Annotated in this window: 16 protein-coding genes; 9 read left to right on the top strand and 7 right to left on the bottom strand. The window is 73.7% G+C overall.

All coding sequences use genetic code 11. The features are described 5' to 3' along the window. Nucleotides 1-64: 64 nt before the first annotated feature. Together AB0A61_RS18630 and AB0A61_RS18625 are read right to left on the bottom strand one after the other, a co-directional pair. Nucleotides 65-556: an ATP-binding protein gene (locus AB0A61_RS18630; RefSeq protein WP_361292940.1), complete on the bottom strand. Its 492-nt coding sequence runs from the start codon at nt 554-556 to the stop codon at nt 65-67. Then, the gene (locus AB0A61_RS18625; protein ID WP_361292939.1) at nt 553-828 is read right to left on the bottom strand and encodes an STAS domain-containing protein; all 276 of its coding nucleotides are present in this window, start codon (nt 826-828) and stop codon (nt 553-555) included. Before AB0A61_RS18625 ends, AB0A61_RS18630 begins: the two co-directional genes overlap by 4 nt. A gap of 390 nt (nt 829-1,218) precedes the next feature. On the opposite strand from AB0A61_RS18625, the gene AB0A61_RS18620 reads away from it, so the two are divergent. The 3 genes from AB0A61_RS18620 (at nt 1,219) to AB0A61_RS18610 (ending at nt 4,959) form a co-directional block, all read left to right on the top strand. After that, entirely contained in the window at nt 1,219-2,817 is a 1,599-nt protein-coding gene (locus AB0A61_RS18620; protein ID WP_361292937.1) for a GAF domain-containing SpoIIE family protein phosphatase, read from the top strand. 232 nt (nt 2,818-3,049) lie between these two features. Next, nucleotides 3,050-4,168 (top strand): cobalamin-dependent protein, encoded by a 1,119-nt coding sequence (locus AB0A61_RS18615; RefSeq protein ID WP_361293260.1) that lies wholly within the window; start codon nt 3,050-3,052, stop codon nt 4,166-4,168. Next, nucleotides 4,093-4,959 (top strand): ANTAR domain-containing protein, encoded by an 867-nt coding sequence (locus AB0A61_RS18610; RefSeq protein WP_361292935.1) that lies wholly within the window; start codon nt 4,093-4,095, stop codon nt 4,957-4,959. Before AB0A61_RS18615 ends, AB0A61_RS18610 begins: the two co-directional genes overlap by 76 nt. A gap of 67 nt (nt 4,960-5,026) precedes the next feature. On the opposite strand, the gene AB0A61_RS18605 is transcribed toward AB0A61_RS18610, so the two are convergent. From AB0A61_RS18605 to AB0A61_RS18595, 3 genes are all read right to left on the bottom strand, one after another. Beyond that, the gene (locus AB0A61_RS18605; protein WP_361292933.1) at nt 5,027-6,625 is read right to left on the bottom strand and encodes an FAD-dependent oxidoreductase; all 1,599 of its coding nucleotides are present in this window, start codon (nt 6,623-6,625) and stop codon (nt 5,027-5,029) included. Continuing rightward, nucleotides 6,622-7,353 carry a methyltransferase domain-containing protein gene (locus tag AB0A61_RS18600; protein ID WP_361292931.1) on the bottom strand — a complete coding sequence of 244 codons (732 nt, stop codon included), beginning with the start codon at nt 7,351-7,353 and terminating at the stop codon, nt 6,622-6,624. Before AB0A61_RS18600 ends, AB0A61_RS18605 begins: the two co-directional genes overlap by 4 nt. 68 nt (nt 7,354-7,421) lie before the next feature. After that, entirely contained in the window at nt 7,422-8,615 is a 1,194-nt protein-coding gene (locus AB0A61_RS18595) for a lycopene cyclase family protein (RefSeq protein WP_361292929.1), read from the bottom strand. A gap of 258 nt (nt 8,616-8,873) precedes the next feature. Here AB0A61_RS18595 and AB0A61_RS18590 point away from each other — a divergent pair, with 258 nt between their 5' ends. Genes AB0A61_RS18590 through AB0A61_RS18575 form a run of 4 tightly spaced genes read left to right on the top strand, consistent with a single transcriptional unit; the run spans nt 8,874 to nt 12,896 of the window. After that, nucleotides 8,874-9,311, top strand: coding sequence for a hypothetical protein (locus AB0A61_RS18590; RefSeq protein ID WP_361292927.1), 438 nt, complete (start codon nt 8,874-8,876; stop codon nt 9,309-9,311). Then, a complete protein-coding gene (gene crtI / locus AB0A61_RS18585; RefSeq protein ID WP_361292925.1) occupies nt 9,308-10,849 on the top strand; it encodes a phytoene desaturase family protein in 1,542 nt (513 codons plus the stop codon). Before AB0A61_RS18590 ends, crtI begins: the two co-directional genes overlap by 4 nt. Continuing rightward, nucleotides 10,846-11,886: a phytoene/squalene synthase family protein gene (locus tag AB0A61_RS18580; protein ID WP_361292923.1), complete on the top strand. Its 1,041-nt coding sequence runs from the start codon at nt 10,846-10,848 to the stop codon at nt 11,884-11,886. The genes crtI and AB0A61_RS18580 overlap by 4 nt, the downstream gene beginning before the upstream one ends. Next, nucleotides 11,883-12,896: a DUF5914 domain-containing protein gene (locus AB0A61_RS18575; RefSeq protein ID WP_361292921.1), complete on the top strand. Its 1,014-nt coding sequence runs from the start codon at nt 11,883-11,885 to the stop codon at nt 12,894-12,896. Before AB0A61_RS18580 ends, AB0A61_RS18575 begins: the two co-directional genes overlap by 4 nt. 21 nt (nt 12,897-12,917) lie before the next feature. Here the strand turns inward: AB0A61_RS18575 and AB0A61_RS18570 are convergent, their stop codons facing one another. Both AB0A61_RS18570 and AB0A61_RS18565 read right to left on the bottom strand, forming a co-directional pair. Then, nucleotides 12,918-13,172 carry a hypothetical protein gene (locus AB0A61_RS18570; protein WP_361292919.1) on the bottom strand — a complete coding sequence of 85 codons (255 nt, stop codon included), beginning with the start codon at nt 13,170-13,172 and terminating at the stop codon, nt 12,918-12,920. Between the two features lie 60 nt (nt 13,173-13,232). Then, nucleotides 13,233-14,111 carry a DMT family transporter gene (locus tag AB0A61_RS18565; RefSeq protein ID WP_361292917.1) on the bottom strand — a complete coding sequence of 293 codons (879 nt, stop codon included), beginning with the start codon at nt 14,109-14,111 and terminating at the stop codon, nt 13,233-13,235. A gap of 161 nt (nt 14,112-14,272) precedes the next feature. Between AB0A61_RS18565 and AB0A61_RS18560 the strand changes: the two genes are divergently transcribed. Beyond that, nucleotides 14,273-15,637, top strand: coding sequence for an FAD-dependent oxidoreductase (locus AB0A61_RS18560; RefSeq protein ID WP_361292915.1), 1,365 nt, complete (start codon nt 14,273-14,275; stop codon nt 15,635-15,637). A 169-nt stretch (nt 15,638-15,806) separates the two neighbouring features. Beyond that, a complete protein-coding gene (locus AB0A61_RS18555; RefSeq protein WP_361292913.1) occupies nt 15,807-16,949 on the top strand; it encodes a YihY/virulence factor BrkB family protein in 1,143 nt (380 codons plus the stop codon). Nucleotides 16,950-16,994 lie beyond the last annotated feature (45 nt).

Here is a 16,994-nt window from a genome sequence, read left to right as displayed (position 1 = left end):
AGTCCCCGAGAGGATGTGCACCCGTCGCCGACACGGGAGCGGGGGGGAGGCGTCGGCGGTTCGTTCAGAAGGCCAGGACCACGCGTACCGTCTTGCCCGCCGGGTGGCGGAGGACCAGGTAGTCACTGGCGAGTTGGTCGACGAGCAGCATGCCCAGGCCGCCCGAGCCGTGCACCGTGTCGGGCTCCTTGCGGCGTGGAGTGGCCGCGCACGAGTCGTCCACGTCCAGGACGAGCCGGTCGCGATGGGCGTGCACACGCAGCCGCCACCATCCCGTGGCATGCCGGTGGGCGTTGGTGCACAGCTCGGAGACCAGGAGTTCGACGTCCGCCGGATCGATCGGCGGGCAGCACACCGAGGCGTACTGGGCCGCTGCCCGCCGAGCGGATCCGATGGACAGGCCGTGGCTGTCCACGAGCAGCAGCCCGGGGCACTCGCCGAAGGTGGCGAGCCACGAACCGCCCCACCGGTCCCGGCGGCAGGCGAAGCATCTGCTCGGGTCCGCCGTCGGGCCGCCGTTGGCCGGTAGTCGCCGGCCGACGCTCTCCGCCCTCATCTCGGTCTCTCCTCCCCGCGGCCGCGCACGGCGAACCGCTCCAGGACACCGGTCAGCTCCATGAGGCGGGCCGGTTGACGCTGCAGCGGGCCGACCAGCCGCACCTCGAACCGGTCCGCCATCCGCAGCAGCAGGTTGAGCAGCGTGGAGTCGGCGAACGTCACGTCCGCCAGGTGGACTTCGACGCTCTCGGCGGACGACGCCACTTCGAGGATCAGCTCGACGTCGAGTTCCGACTCGACGTCGAATTCGCCACTGAGTGTGATCACCACCTCTCGGCCGTCCCTCGCGGAACCGACCTGGACGGAACACGCCTGAGACACGGGCCTGCGGCCGTCACCATCGTTCATCACGTTCCACGTTGACGGTTCCGGCGGCGACGGGACCCGGCTTTCCGCGTACGAGGGAAGGGTCGAACACGTGACGCATCCCGGAGCCGGTGACGCTCCGACAACCGCCTTGCCCATGCCTTGCATTGCCCCGCCAGGTGCGAGACGGTTGCCATCAGGCAACCTTTTCCAGGCAGAGAGATTCGAGGCAGAGAGGTGGTGGGGCACGCGGTCCGCGTTCCCCCGCTCGTGGCTTCTTCATCCAGTTCACCCGTCGGTCCGCGCGGTGCGGGTTCGAGCGTCGGCACCGCGTGGAGCGGTGCGCCGTATCCCGTGCTGGTCGTCGACCGGAGCGGGGGCGTCATCGACCTCAACGACGTCGCGAGGACGCTGCTGCCCGAAGTGGCGACCGGCGACTGGCTGCGCGACGCGGTCCCCTCCTGGTTGGCGGAGGCCCACCGCCGGCTGGCGCAGGGATCGGGCGAGCCGGCCCCGGGCGAGCGGTCGGGACCCATCGCGGGCCGCGTCTTCGACGCGCACCCCACGCCGAGCGACGACGGGGACGTGGTGTGGTGGCTCGTCGACGACACCGACCGGCGGGTGGCCGAGGAGGCCCTGCGCAGCGAACAGGAACGCACCGGCATCCTGGCCGAGGTGTCGAGCAGGCTGCTGTCGTCGCTCAACGTGTCGCGCTGCATGGAGCTGACCGCCCGCATGGCGGCGGACCACATGGCGGACGCCGCCGTCGTGGTCGCCCCCGCGCAGGGTCACCGTCACCCGTTCACCCTCGCGCAGGCGGGTTGTCCCGTCGTCCAGGACGTCCGTGCGATCGACACGACGGCGGTACCCGGCCTGGCCGAGGCGCTCAAGGGCTTCCCGCCGGTGCCGACGCGATGGATCAACCCGGACGACATCCCCGCCTGGGTGGTTCCCGACGGCTTCGCCGGTCCGCCGGGATCGGTCATCGTCACCCCGCTGCCGGGGCACGGCGTCCCGGCCGGTGCTCTCATCCTGCTGCGCGCCGGCACCGAACGCGCGTTCAGCGAAGGCGAGGAGGTCTTCGCCCGGCTGTTCGCCGCCCGGGCCGGAGCCGCCCTGTCCACGGCGCGCATATACGCCGAACAGGCCGACATCACGGCGACGTTGATGCGGGAATTACTGCCGCCGACGCTGACACAGGTGCACGGTGTCGAGTACGCGGGCAGCTACCGCCCCTCCAAGGACACCGAACGCGTCGGCGGTGACTTCTACGACGTCCACCCGGGCGCGGACCCCTCGCAGGAGTCCCTGGTCGTCCTCGGGGACGTGGCGGGCAAGGGTCTGGAGGCCGCCGTCCTCACCGGCAAGATCCGCAACACACTGCAGGCGCTGCTGCCGCTGGCCGGTGACCACCAGCAGATGCTGGACCTGCTCAACAGCGCGCTGCTGACCTCGCACCACACCCGGTTCGCCACCCTCGTGCTGGCCTCCGCCCGGCGCCGCGCCGGGCGCGTGCACCTGCGGCTGACCAGCGCCGGCCACCCGCCGCCCCTCCTGCTGCGCAGGAACGGCAGGGTCGAGGAGGCACCCACCCGCGGCAGGCTGGTCGGAGCGATGCCCAGCGTGCGGGCCCGGACGGCCGAGACGGTTCTCGCTCCCGGCGAGACCTGCCTGCTGTACACGGACGGCATCACCGAGGCGCGCGGCGGGCCGCTCGGCGGCGAACTCTTCGGCGAACTACGGCTCACCCAGGCGCTGTCGGAGTGCGGCGGTCTGCCGGCCGAAGCGGTCGTGGAGCGGGTGCAGATGCTGGCCGCCGAGTGGCTCGGCTCGGGCCGGCACGACGACATGGCGGCCGTCGCCATCAGCGCGCCGAAGTCGGACCCGCGGTGCGTCGTCAACGGTCACGGCTCCGTGGACGGGACGGAGCCACGGCACAGGAGGAAGCAATGACCGCAGCCCCACCGGCACCCAGGGGGTGTCGTTCGGATCACACCGGGCCCGCGGCGCCCGGCACGGCACCTCGCCGCGTTGTCGCATCACCCGAGTACGCCCAGTACGCGGGTCATGCTCCGCCTTGCGATGCACCCCACCATGATCCGCGGCCTGATTCGAGGTGATCCGAACGAAACCCCCAGGGGCCCAGCCGGAGGACGGGCACCCACCGGGCTCCACGGTAGAGCGCCTGTGGGCGGCAGTGATCGACGGCGACGAGTACGCGGCGGTGGACGTGGTGCGGGCGGGCCGCGCCGCCGGGCTGGACGAGGAAGCCCTGCTGCTCGAGGTGATCGGCGGCGTGCAGCGGCGGGTGGGCACCGAATGGGCCGCGAACCGGATCACCGTCGCGCAGGAGCACGCCGCCACGGCGATCAACGAACGCGCCGTCGCCGCGCTGGTCGGCCACGACCGCGACCGTCGCACCCGGGCCGGCGGGCGGGTGACGGTCGCCTGCGTCGACGGCGAGTGGCACGCGCTGCCCGCGCGGCTCGTCGCCGAGGTACTGCGGCTGCGCGGCTGGCAGGTGGACTACCTGGGAGCACAGACACCGACCCCGCACCTGATCGCCGATCTGCACCGGACCAATCCGGACGCGGTCCTGCTCTCCTCCTCGCTGCCCACCCGCCTGCCCACCGCGCACGCGGCCATCACCGCCTGCCGGGCCGTCGGCATTCCCGTCCTGGCGGGCGGCGCCGCCTTCGGACCCGACGGCCGCCACGCCCGGCTGCTCGGCGCCGACGGCTGGGCGGCCGACGCCCGCGGTGCGGCGGCCGTTCTGCAGGGCGCACCGCCCCGCCCGGATCCCTGGGCCGCGCGGCAGGCCGTCGACGACCTGCCCCACCTGGCCGACCAGGAGTACACGTTGGTCCTCCGGTCCCGCCCCCAACTGGTCAAGCAGACCCTGGTGGACCTGGAGCGGCGGTTCCCCGACATGGCGGTGTACGACGACGCCCAACGGGAGCGGACCGCGGAGGACGTCGCCCACATCGTCGACTTCCTGGCCACCGCGCTGTACGTCGACGACGCCGAGCTGTTCGGGACCTTCCTCACCTGGACCGCGGACATCCTCACGGCCCGGGGCGTGCCCGCTCACTCCCTCATGGCGGGGCTGGACGCCCTCGGCGGGCAGTTGCGCGACTTCCCCCGGTCCTCGTCGCTGCTGGAGGCGGGCGCCGGCGCCCTCGCCCGCCACCGGTCGTCCGTGTCCTCTCCCGGTTCCAGGGGCCGCGCATGGCCGCCCTGCAACCCGGGCCGTTCCAGGTCATCGTCGTCGAGACCGCACCCACCGTCCTCACCGTCCGGGTGACCGGGGACCTCGAGCACGACACCAGCGAGGACCTGGTCGACACCGTCTCCCGGCAGCTGACGCGTCCCGGGGCGACCGGCGCACCCCGCCAGGAGCTGCGCCTGGACTTCGCCCAGCTGACGTGGCTGGACTCCATGGGTCTGGCCGCACTGCTTGTGATCCGCAGACGCACCGGAGCGGCCCGCGTCACCCCGCACCTGGACAACCGGCCCGGATTCCTGGGCCGCATGCTCGACGTCACCAACACCTACGACCACCTCACCGAAGCGGCGGCATGGCCGAGGGAGGAGGAGATGTCCGAGGCCGATGCCGACCGAGACCCCGCCGACCGGGACCGCTGGGCGCGCCCTTGCCGGGGCGTGTGCGGTCCCGGGCACGGGGGAAGCCGTCCCGTGAGGCCGTCCGCGCACCGAGGGGAGTCCATGGCGTTCTTCGTCATATCCAAGCGCGATCCGCTGCGTCTGCTGTCCGCCACCGACCTGGCGATCGAGCACGAGCATCTTGAGGAGGAGAACCGGCATCTCCAGCGCGCCCTCACCTCCCACGCCGTCATCGACCAGGCGATCGGTGCCGTGGTGGTGCTGGGCCGGGTCGCCCCGGAGGAGGCGTGGCGCGTGCTGCGGGACGTCTCGCAGCGGACCAACACCAAGCTGCGGATCCTGGCCGAGCACATCCTGGCGTTCGCCCAGGGCGGCACACTGCCGCCGGGCGAGCAGGAGGAGCTCGGACGGTCCCTCGACCGGTACCGCATGTGCTGCGGGACCCGTCCTTTCGACGGACCGGCGCTCTGAAGGCCGCGGGCCCTGACCGTGTGCCGTCGGACTCCGGTGTTCCGGACGCCGAGCTCACGCGGTGCGCTCAGGGCGCAGCGCCCGAGCCGGGAGAGGTTCGTTCCCCCGCGGGGCGGCCCCACCGGGCCAGTGCGCGCAGCGTCCGGTTGCGGCCCTGGCCGGGCACGGTCCACAGGGTCTGACCGCGCACGCCCCAGCGCTCCAGCAACACGTTGGCCGCCAGGAAGCCACTGGTGGCCGCCCGCTCCATCAGCGCCACCGGCAGATCCGTGCGCACCAGGTCACCGGCCAGCACGAGACCCGGGTCGCAGGTGCGCACGGCGGGGCGGTCGCCGTATCCGCCCACCGGGAACAGGGGACAGTCGGCCCGCCACTCGTGCCGTTCGTCCACGATCCGGGCCGCCCGGGTCTCGGGGTAGACGCGGTGCAACTGCCCCAGAAGGCGCTTCTGCTCCACGTCCCGGGCCGCGTCCTCGGGCAGCGCGTACGCGTGCAGTTCCACCACCGATCCGCCCGTGCGTGCGGCCCAGCGGGACGCCTCGCCCTCCCAGCGGTCGAGCACGCTGACGTTGTCGAGGGTGCCGTACCCGCTCGTACCGAGGAATCCGGGCCTGTCGCGCGCCACGCGACGGTCCAGCCACAGGCGCGACACCAGGAACGGCGGTGCGGTGCGCAGGCGTTGGATCCGTTCGCGCCACTGAGCGTCACCGAGCCGCGGGGAGCGCTCCACGAGGCTCCGCAGTCCCGCGACGTCCAGGGCCAGCACCACCGCGTCGTGGTGCCCCGAGCCGTCCCGCGCGGCGACGGTGAACCCGCCGCCGCGACCCGGTGCGACGCTCTCGACGGGCGTGGCGGTGCGCAGGCGGGCACCGTGCCCGCGCAGGTAGGCGGCCAGCGGCTCCCACAGGGCGGTCGGGAAGGGTTCGTCCGGAACGTCGAACAGCAGTCCCTCGGCGGATCCGAGGAAGTAGATGTGGAACATCAGCGCCATCTCGGCGGCCGACAGCCGGGCCGGGTCGGCGAAGAAGCTGCGGGAGAACACCTCGAACGCGAGGTGGCGCGCCGCCGGGGGAAAGCGGACCGAGTCCAGGTAGTCGGAGGCGCTGACGTGGTCCAGACGCGCGTACACCTCGGGGACTCGCACGTCGAGCAGCGGCAGTGCTGCTGACGGGCGCATCCGCGCCAGATCGCGGACCCCGAAGGAGGGGCTGAGGGTCACGAAGCCGACGGCGCTCCAGGGCGGGGTCCGCGGAACGTGCCGGAAGCCGTCCCGCGTTCCGGCGTTGTGCCACAGGGGGTAGTCCGGCAGACCGGTCAGGCGGGTCAGGCGCGGATCGGTGCGGCGCAGCAGTCCGCGCAGGTTGTAGTACTGGCGGAAGAAGGCGTGGAAGCCCCGGCTCATCGTCACGGGCGTGCCGTCGCGCAGGAGGTCCGGCCATCCCGCCACGCGTCCGCCGAGTGCCGGTTCGCGCTCGTAGAGGGTGACGTCGACTCCGCGTTCCGCCAGGGCGGTGGCGGCCGCCAGTCCGGCGATGCCGCCGCCGATCACGGCGGCGCCAGGCCGGTGGGCCCCGCTGATCCGTGGTGCCCCCGGAACCGGTGGCAGGACGCGGGCGCGGCGGTCGCGGCCGCGGCGGGCGGCGCCCTCCGGCCGGCCGCCGGTCATCGGGTACCCCCGGCACCGCGGTCCGCCCGTCGGGCGACGACCGTGTGGGTGATGCCGGTCTGCCAGCCCGGCAGCGGCAGCACCCGCACCGGGGCGAACCCCGCCGCGGCGACCCGGGCCGCGAGCCGCTCCGCGGTGTCGAAGTCGACGACGCTGCGCCACAGATGGCGGTAGAGCGGGCCGTCGCCGAGCAGCGTCGCCACCGGCAGCACCAGGCCGCCGCACACCGCCGTCCACACCGCGCGGTCCACGGCCCGGCCGCTGAGCGTGTACTCGTGCACCGCCAGCCGGCCGTACGGCGCCAGGAGATCGCGAGCCGTGGCGAGCACGCGGTCCGGGTCGGCGGCGTTGCGCAGGAGATAGGCGGCGAAGACCGCGTCGTACGGGCCGCTCACCCCGGCCTCGGCGAGGTGCTCCACCGGGGCGTGCACGAATGTGACGCCCCGCGGCCACGGCTTGGCGGCGGCCCGCTCCAGCATCCCCGCGGACGCGTCCACCGCGGTGATCTCGGCGCCGGGCAGCACGGCGGCAAGGGCGGCGGTCGAGGCGCCCGTGCCGCACCCGAGGTCCAGGACCTTCAGGCCGCTCCCCCCGTGCGGCAGTCCCAGGCGACGGACCGAGCGCCGCAGGTGCGCGTGATAGCCGGGGTTGGCCGCCACCAGCGTGTCGTAACTGCGTGCGGCGTGGTCGAAGGCGGCGGCCAGGGCGTGGTCGCGCAACACGGTCATGCGGTCTCCTCGAGCGGAAGCCGGTCGGACCCGGCGTGCGGAAGCCGGGCGGGGGTGACGAACCGCCGTCATGGGTCCGGGAAGGGGCGGCGGGGCAGGCGGGGCAGTTCGAGCGCGGCGCGCAGCATGGGGAGGACGGGGGTGCGCAGACCGATGGAGAGGTCCTCGTACGGGCGGGTCCCGCCGTCCAGGAAGCGCAGCAGCCGCTGGGCCGGAACGCGGGCGAACAACTGGGTGAAGAAGGCGGCGCCGTCGACGCGGCCGCTGTCCAGGGCATGCAGCAGGACGGCGTCCATGGCACGGAAGCGGGCCGGGTGCGCGGGCGGTGGCAGCGGACGGCGTCCCGCGCGAAGAGCGGCCGCCACGGCCCGGGTCTGCCGCTGCACGGCCGCGAAAGTGTAGCCGGTGGACGGGCGGGTGGCGCCCGCGGCGGCGCCGATCCGGAAGATCGACGGCCCGGCCTGCCGGGCGAACGGGGCGTCCGTCATCGCGATCACCCCCGACTCCGTCCCGGTGACCGTCAGACCGCGCAGGCCGAGCACGTCGGTGGTGTAGTGCCGCAACGCGGCCTCGTAGCGCTCCCGCGACAGGACGGCCCGCGAGAACTCGGTGTACTCGACCAGTGCCTGACGGCGGCCGGTGGGCAGCACGTAACCGAACGACAGCCCGTGCGGCGGCTGCGGGGTGCGGAAGTCCATCAGTTCCACGGCTTCCGGGTCGAAGACCGGCCGTTCGTGACGCACGAACCAGCCGTGGAAGTGCTGCAGCAGGGTGGTACGAGCCGCCGGGAGGCTGTTCAGGGGGCGGGAGTCGAACACCCAGCGCGCCCGCACGCAGAGTGGACTGCCGTCGGCTGAGCGGGCCCGCACCACGGCGCCGTCGGCGACCTGCTCCACGCTCTCCACGGCGGCCTGGATCCGCGTCGTGTCCGGGCTTGCGGCCACCGCGCGGTCGACGAGCGACTCGAAGTCGTCCGACCTCAGCATCTTGTAGCGCAGCGGTGTGATGTCGTCCTCGATGCCGCGCCCCTGCCGTGAGTGGATGCGCAGGCGCCGCCAGGACCTCGTGAGCGCCGCGTCGTACGGACCGGAGCCGGCCTCCCAGTAGCACCACGTACGGCTCGGCGGACGCAGTGGGCCGGGCGGCGCCGCCAGGAGAACGACCGACAGACGGCGTGCTCCGGAGGGCCGGTGGGCCAGCCGGTGGGCCAGGGACAGTCCTGCGGCTCCCGCACCGACGATGGCGACGTCCGCGTCGAGCACGACTGCCGGCCTCCCTCCGCACCGCACCGCCCGGGCCCGGGCGTCACCGGAAGCATTCCGGTTCGCGTACCGGGACGGATGCAACCCGCACGGGCGTGTCGGGTGCCCCGGCCGGTCGGTTTCAGGCGGAGCCGGAGGACGCGCCGTACACCCGGATGCCGCAGGCCTCGTCCCTGACGCCCTTTCGGCGCATCCGCCTCGCCCACCGGCGCGGAATGACTGGGGAATCCGGCTTCGATCAGGCGAGAGGAACCCGACATGCGCTCCACGCAGGCGAAGGACCACCTGGCGGGGGAACCGTCGCCGGGGCCGCACCGTGCCGTCGGGCTCCCCGCGGCCCCGCCCGTGCGCCGGAGCGACGCGGAGGGGGCGGGCGAGCAGCGCCGTGCGGTGGTGCCGGACACCGGCACGCGGGTGTTGCGCGCCGTCGACGGCGACGTGGCGGGCGGGCCGGGGTGTCCGCTGCCCGCCACCGGTGCGGCGGACACGGTGGGGGCGAAGTTCGGCCGGCCGGCCGCGCAGGGGCTGAGGCACCTGGCCTCAGCCGCACTCGAACCGCGGGCCGCACGCCGCCTTCGAGACCCCGTGTGCGCGCCGGGGACTGTGCCGGGAACGGGCCGCGGCGCCCCGCCGGGTGACGACGGCTCGGGCCCGGGTGTGCGGCTCTCCGGTGGGTCGCGGGTGACCGGCCGATGAGCCGGACGCTTCCGGGCCGCAGCGACCATGTGGTGGTCGTGGGCGCCGGTCTCGCCGGTCTCTCCGCCGCGCTGCACCTGCTCGGCGCCGGGCGCCGGGTCACCGTGGTCGAACGGGGCGCCCGGCCCGGGGGGCGCGCGGGGCGGCTGGTCCGCGGCGGCTACTCGATGGACACCGGGCCGACCGTGCTGACCATGCCCGACATCGCCGACGAGGCCTTCGCCGCGGTCGGTGAGTGCATCCGTGACCGCGTCGACCTGGTGCCGCTGCACCCGGCGTACCGGGCCCGCTTCGCCGACGGCAGCGTCCTCGACGTGCACACCGCGGCCGAGGCGATGGAGGCGGAGATCGAGCGCTTCGCCGGCCCCGCCGAGGCGGCGGGCTACCGGCGGCTGCGCCACTGGCTCGAACGGCTCCACCGGGCCCAGATGCGCCGTTTCATCGACGCCAACTTCGACTCGCCCCTCGCGCTGCTGACCCCGGACCTGGCCCGGCTGGCCGCGCTGGGCGGCTTCGGACGCCTGGACGCCCGTATCGCCCGGTACCTGCACGACGAGCGGCTGCGCCGCGTCTTCTCCTTCCAGGCCCTGTACGCGGGGGTCGCGCCGGACCGTGCGCTCGCCGCCTACGCGGTGATCGCCTACATGGACACGGTCGCCGGGGTGTACTTCCCGCGCGGCGGCATGCACGCCCTGCCGCGGGCGATGGCGGACGCCGCCGCGGGAGCGGGGGCGGACCTGCGGTTCGGGCAGGAGGTCACCCGGCTCGAACGGGCCGGTGACCGCGTCACCGCGGTCGTGGCGGCCGACGGCCGCACCCCGTGCGACGCCGTCGTCCTCACGCCGGACCTCCCCGTGGCCTACCGGCTGCTGGGCCGCGCCCCGCGCCGGCCGGTGCGGATCACCCACGCGCCCTCCGCCGTGGTCCTGCACGCGGGTTGCGACCGCACGTGGCCCGAACTGGCCCACCACACCCTGTCGTTCGGCCGGGCCTGGCGGCGCACGTTCCACGAACTCACCCGGACCGGCGAGCTCATGAGCGACCCGTCCCTGCTGATCACCCGCCCCACCGCCACCGACCCGGGCCTCGCTCCCCCAGGACGCCATCTGCACTACGTCCTTGCGCCCTGTCCCAACACGGACATCGGTCCCTCCGCCGCCGACTGGGGCGATCTCGCCCCGCGCTACCGGGACGCGCTGCTGCGGGTGCTGGAGCAGCGGGGACTGACCGGCATGGGAGCCGCGATCGAGCAGCAGTGCCTGGTCACCCCGGCCGACTGGCACGCCCGGGGTCTTGCCGCGGGCACCCCCTTCTCGGCCGCCCACACCTTCACGCAGACGGGTCCCTTCCGGCCGCGCAATCTCGTGCGCGGCACCGAGAACGCCGTTCTGGCCGGCTGCGGAACCACCCCCGGCGTCGGGGTGCCGACCGTCCTGCTGTCCGGGAAGCTGGCCGCGGCCCGTATCACCGGCGGCACGGTCCGCCCCCGGCGGCCCCGCAGGGCCGCCCCCTCGGTGGCGGAGGGAGCGGCGTCATGACCGACCGGGAGCTCGACGCGGCGGGCATCACCGATCCCTCGCTGCGCCGGGCCTACGCCCATTGCCGGCGCCTGAACGCCCGGCACGGCAAGACGTACTTCCTCGCCACCCGTCTGCTGACCGTCGAGCGCCGCCCGGCGGTGCACGCCCTGTACGGCTTCGCGCGCTGGGCGGACGACATCGTCGACTCCCTGGATCCCACGCAGAGCGCCGATCGGCGCGCCGGGGCCCTTGCCCGCCTCCAGGAAGACCTCGCGGCGGGTCTGCGCGCGGGCCGCAGTGCCGAGCCGACGGTCCGGGCCCTGGCGGACACCGCGCGCCGCTACGCGATCGACCACCGTCACTTCGGCGATTTCATGACCGCCATGCGCAGCGACCTGGAGGTCACCGGCTACGCCACCTACGCCGACCTGCGGGCGTACATGCACGGCTCGGCGGCGGTCATCGGACTGCAGATGCTGCCGGTCCTCGGGACGGTGGTGCCCCGCGAGGAGGCCGCACCGCACGCGGCCGCGCTCGGCGTGGCCTTCCAGCTCACCAACTTCCTGCGGGACGTGGGCGAGGACCTCGACCGGGACCGTGTGTACCTGCCCGCCGACCTGCTGCGGGCGCACGGCGTCGACCGGGAACTGCTGCGCTGGAGCCGGGACCGCGGCCGGCCGGACCGGCGCATCACCCAGGCGCTGCGGGCCTTCGAGGATCTCACCCGCGGGGTCTACCGCGAGGCGGCGCCGGGCATCGCCATGCTCGACCCGGTGTCCCGGCCCTGCATCCGCACCGCCTTCGTGCTGTACTCCGGCATCCTCGACGTCATCGCCGGCTCCGGCCACGACGTCGTGCACCGGCGTGCGGTGGTACCGCGCAGGCGCCGCGCCGCGGTCGCCGTGGACGGCCTCGTCCGGGTGACCGCGGCCCGCCTGGGTGCGCGCCGCCGGGCCCGGCGCGGGGCGGCACGGCCGACGGCGTCGCCCGCACGGTCCTCGTCCCCACCCTCGGCGGGGTCCCCGCCCGCACCGGCACATCAGGAGGTCGCGTGACATCCGAGCCGCCCGCGCGGCGGGGCCGCCTCCCGCTGCGGTTGCGCAGGCACCCCGTTGCCTGGGAACGGCAGCACCCCACCTGGCGCGAGGCCCGGCCCGCCGTCATCTCCGAGGCGCTGAAACGGGCTCAGGCACGGCCGTCGGGCAACTGGTACGTGGTCGGGGCCACTCGGGACGTGCGCGGTGACCGTCCCCTGGCCCGCACGGTCGGCGGACGGGAGGTCGTCGTCTGGCGCGACGGCCGGGGACGGATGGTGGCCGGGCCCGGTGTCTGCCCGCACCTGGGCGCGCCCCTCGCGGAGAGCCGGGTCCGGTGCGGCAGGCTCGTGTGCCACTGGCACGGACTCGCCCTGGACGGCACGCCGTTCGCCGGCTGGGAGCCGCTGCCGGTGCACGACGACGGCGTACTGGTGTGGGTGCGGCTGGACGACATCGGGGGCGAAGCACCGACCCCCGCTCCGGTGGTTCCGGTCCGGCCGGTCGCCTCGGCCGCGCTGGACGCGGTCCATGTCGGCGTCGGTGTCTGTGAGCCCGAGGACGTGGTCGCCAACCGGCTGGACCCGTGGCACGGTGCGTGGTTCCACCCGTACTCCTTCGTGGACCTGACGGTCGCCGGGGTGCCGGGTCGCGCGGACGGGGGCGGCGGGGGCTTCGTCGTGGACGTCTCCTTCAAGGTGGCCGGGCGTCTGGTCGTTCCGGTGCGGGCGGTGTTCACCGCTCCCGAGCCGCGCACCGTGGTCATGCACATCACCGAGGGCGAGGGACGTGGATCCGTGGTCGAGACCCATGCCACCCCGCTCGGCCCGGACGGACTGGGCCGGCCGCGCACCGCGGTCGTGGAGGCCGTCGTGGCCGCCTCCGACCGGCCGGGTTTCGCCGTGGCGCGGCGGGCGGCGCCGCTGCTGCGGCCGCTGATCCGGCTGGCCGCGGGACGGCTGTGGCGGGACGACCTGGCGTACGCCGAGCGCCGCTGGGCCCTGCGTTCCGCCGGCCGCTTCCCCGGGTGAGGGCGGAGTCCGGGGCGGCCCTCAGCGTCGCGGCCGGGGCCCGCCCGGGTCACCGCCCCTCCACAGCAGCCAGGTCGACCACAGCCACAGCAGGGCGAAGGCCGCCAGGAGGGCGAGCAGGAGGACGACCTGCCGGACGTCGCCTTCGTGACCCAGGAGGGCCACGAAGAGGGAGACGGTCCACAGGGCCGTGCCGGCCGCGTACGCGCCGTGCAGCCGCCGCAGCTGGTCCGCGCCCCGTGCGTGCGACGCGGGGGTAAGCACCTCAGGAGTCATGGGGCAGCCGGTACCCCGTGGTGCGAAGGGTATGACCGTACGGCTCTGCCCGGCCGGTGTTCACTGATCGGGCCGCACGTCGCCCACCAGGGTCTGCTGGATGTGCGGGACGACGTGGGTCAGCCGCAGCACCCCCCACAGAATGAGCCCGGCTCCCAGCGCCTCGGGCACCACCCACCAGCCGGTGCGGACCTCCTCGCTGAACAGCGTGACGCCCAGCAGCAGGCTGACCGTGGCGTCTCCGATGGTCAGCGCGGGCTGGGAGGCCGCCAACGAACCGGCCTGGAGTGAGTTTTCGAGCAGCAGCAGCGCGGCGACCCCGACGAGCGCGAACCCGTACGTCTGCCAGGTGCGCAGGAAGGCCCCGAAGCCGGTGTCCGCGAGCGTGTCGGTGGCGGACTTCAGCAGCGCGGCGGTGAGGGCGTTGCCGATGGCGGCGGCCCCGCCCAGCATCGCGGCCCTGAACAGGGGCGGGCGTCCCGGGCGGGCGAGGAACACCGCGAGCGTCATGAGGCCGAGGCACAGCGCGAGGGCCGGGATCCAGCGCACCATGGCCGCCTGGTTGGTGGAGCCGGAGGGCGCGGCCGACACCAGGATCAGCACCAGCCCGGCGACGACGCCCCCCACGGCCCACCAGCCGGCGGGCGGCAGCCGGCGGTGCATCAGCGGGGCGGCGATGAGCAGGGCGAACGGCAGTTCCAGGATGAACAGCGGTTGCACCAGCGCCATGGGCCCGTTCACCAGGGCCATCGCCTGGAACAGGGCGGCGCCCATCACCCCGCCGATGCCGATCAGCCAGGCCGGACGGCGCGCCAGGGCGAGCAGCAGCCGCAGCCCGCCACCGCGCGAGACGGTCGAGGCCGCCTTCCGCTGGAAGGCCGTACCCGTGGCGTTGCTGGCGGCTCCCAGGACGGCGAAGCACGCGGCCAACACGATCACATGTCCACCATGCCCGACCCGATCCGGTCCGTCCTCTCACCCGGACCCGTCTCATAAACCTGGCTTATGGGCCCATAGACGGGACCCGCGTACCACTTAGGTTTGCCTTAGTTTAGGGTTGCCGACGAGTCGCCTGTCACCGCTCGAAGGGAAACCTGATCATGTCCCGCCCCCTGCGGGTAGCCATCGTCGGAGCCGGCCCCGCCGGGATCTACGCCGCCGACGCCCTGCTCAAGTCCGACGTGGCCGCCGACCCGGGCGTGTCCATCGACCTCTTCGAGCGGATGCCGGCCCCGTTCGGCCTGATCCGCTACGGCGTCGCCCCCGACCACCCCCGCATCAAGGGCATCGTCACGGCTCTCCACCAGGTGCTGGACAAGCCGCAGGTCCGCCTCTTCGGCAACGTCGACTATCCGACCGACATCGGCCTGGACGACCTGCGCGCCTTCTACGACGCCGTGATCTTCTCCACCGGCGCCACGGCAGACCGCGACCTGTCCATACCCGGCATCGGCCTCGACGGCTCCTACGGCGCCGCCGACTTCGTGTCCTGGTACGACGGGCACCCGGACGTGCCGCGCACCTGGCCGCTGGAGGCCGAGAAGGTCGCCGTCCTCGGTGTCGGCAACGTCGCCCTCGACGTGGCGCGCATCCTGGCCAAGACGGCCGACGAGCTGCTGCCGACCGAGATCCCGCCGAACGTGTACGAGGGCCTGAAGGCCAACAGGGCGCTGGAGATCCACGTGTTCGGCCGCCGCGGCCCGGCGCAGGCGAAGTTCAGCCCGATGGAACTGCGCGAGCTGGACCACTCCCCCACCATCGAGGTCGTCGTCGACCCCGAGGACATCGACTACGACGAGGGCTCGATCGCGACCCGGCGCGCGAACAAGCAGGCCGACATGGTCGCCAAGACGCTGGAGAACTGGGCCATCCGCGACATCGGCGACCGGCCGCACAGGCTGTTCCTGCACTTCTTCGAGTCCCCGGCCGAGATACTCGGCGAGGACGGCAGGGTCGTCGGCCTGCGCACCGAGCGCACCGCCCTCGACGGCACCGGCAATGTCAAGGGCACCGGCACCTTCAAGGACTGGGACGTCACGGCGGTGTACCGCGCGGTGGGTTACCTGTCCGACAAGCTGCCCAAGCTGCCCTGGGACATCGACACCGGCACGGTTCCGGACCAGGGAGGCCGGATCGTCGGCGAGAGCGGCGAGCACGTGCAGTCCACGTACGTCACCGGCTGGATCCGGCGTGGTCCCGTGGGCCTCATCGGCCACACCAAGGGCGACGCCAACGAGACGGTCGCCAATCTGCTGGACGACCACGCGAGCGGGCGGCTGCACACGCCCGTCTCCCCCGCGCCGGAGGCCGTCGACGCCTTCCTCACCGAGCGGAACATCCGCTTCACCACCTGGGAGGGCTGGTACCGCCTGGACGCCGCGGAAAGGCGGCTGGGCGAACCACAGGGCCGGGCACGCGTGAAGATCGTCGAACGTGAGGACATGCTGAGGGCCAGCGGAGCCTAGACGGGACCCACCCCGATGCGGATGGTGGGCGGGCCCCGTCCGCGCCCCATTGTCGAAGCCCGGGCCCGCCGGCCGACACGGGTGTGCGGGGGCGAGGCCGGGCGCGCGCCATGCGCCCCGTGTGCGCGGCGGCGGGCGTGATCACGGCCGTCGGGGACATCCGAAATCCATGGACGGTCTGCACCTTCCCGGACATCGGGAACACACCAGTGGCAAGGACACCCGCACGCACGACGAGGACACCGGGCGCGAACACGGGAGCGAACAGGGCCGTGGGCGTCGGGCCGGGCACGAGGAGTCCGGGTCGGAGAAGTTCCAGCCCGGTGCGTTCGGGCCCGGCGAGGCGTCCGACCGCGATGCTCCGGACTCGCCCACCGAGCTGCCGGGCCGCTCCTGGCTCGCGGTGCTCCGCCGGGTCGTCGCGGAGTTCCAGGCCGACGAACTCAGTGACCGCGCCGCCGCCCTGACCTACTACGGCGTGCTGTCACTGTTCCCTGCGCTGCTCGTGCTGGTCTCCCTGCTCGGGGTCGCCGGACAGTCGGCCACCCAGCAGGTGCTCGACAACCTGCGGAAACTCACGCCGGGTTCCGCGCGGGACATCATCTCCCGGGCGGTGGAACAACTGCAGAGCAGCGCGGGACTGGGCTCCGTACTGGCGGTGGTGGGGCTGCTGGGCGCGGTGTGGTCCGCCTCCGGATATGTCGCCGCGTTCATCCGCGCCGCCAACGCGGTGTACGACGTGCCCGAAGGGCGCCCGCTGTGGAAGGTGCTGCCGCTGCGGGTCGCACTGACCCTGACCCTCATGGTGCTCGCCGTCGCCAGCGCCCTGATCGTCGTCTTCACCGGCAGCCTGGCCCGGCAGGCCGGGACCGCGCTCGGCATGGGTCACGCGGCGCTGACCGCATGGTCCATCGCGAAGTGGCCGGTCCTGGTCCTCCTGGTCACCATCATGATCGCGATGCTGTACTGGGCCACTCCCAACGCGAAGATCCGCGGTTTCAAGTGGGTCACGCCGGGCAGCCTGGTCGCCCTGCTCATCTGGCTGGTGGCGTCGGCGGGCTTCGCCTTCTACGTGGGCAACTTCGGCTCGTACAACAAGACCTACGGCACGCTGGCCGGCGTCATCGTCTTCCTCGTCTGGCTGTGGGTCACCAATCTGGCCATTCTGCTCGGCCTGGAGTTCGACGCGGAGATGGCGCGTCAGCGTGTGATCGACGGAGGGCACCCGGCGGACGGCGAGCCCTATGTGGAGCCGCGCGACACCCGCGCCTGGGACGAGGAGGACCAGCGGCGCATGGAGGAGGGCTGCTGAGCCCGCGCGCGCCGAGCGCACCCGCGGCCAAGTGGTGCCACCGGC

It is taken from the genome of Streptomyces sp. NPDC046197, assembly GCF_040646295.1.
Taxonomy (GTDB): Bacteria; Actinomycetota; Actinomycetes; order Streptomycetales; family Streptomycetaceae; genus Streptomyces.
The sequence above is the reverse complement of the archived record's forward strand: the minus strand, read 5'-3'. Positions and strand labels throughout refer to the sequence as shown.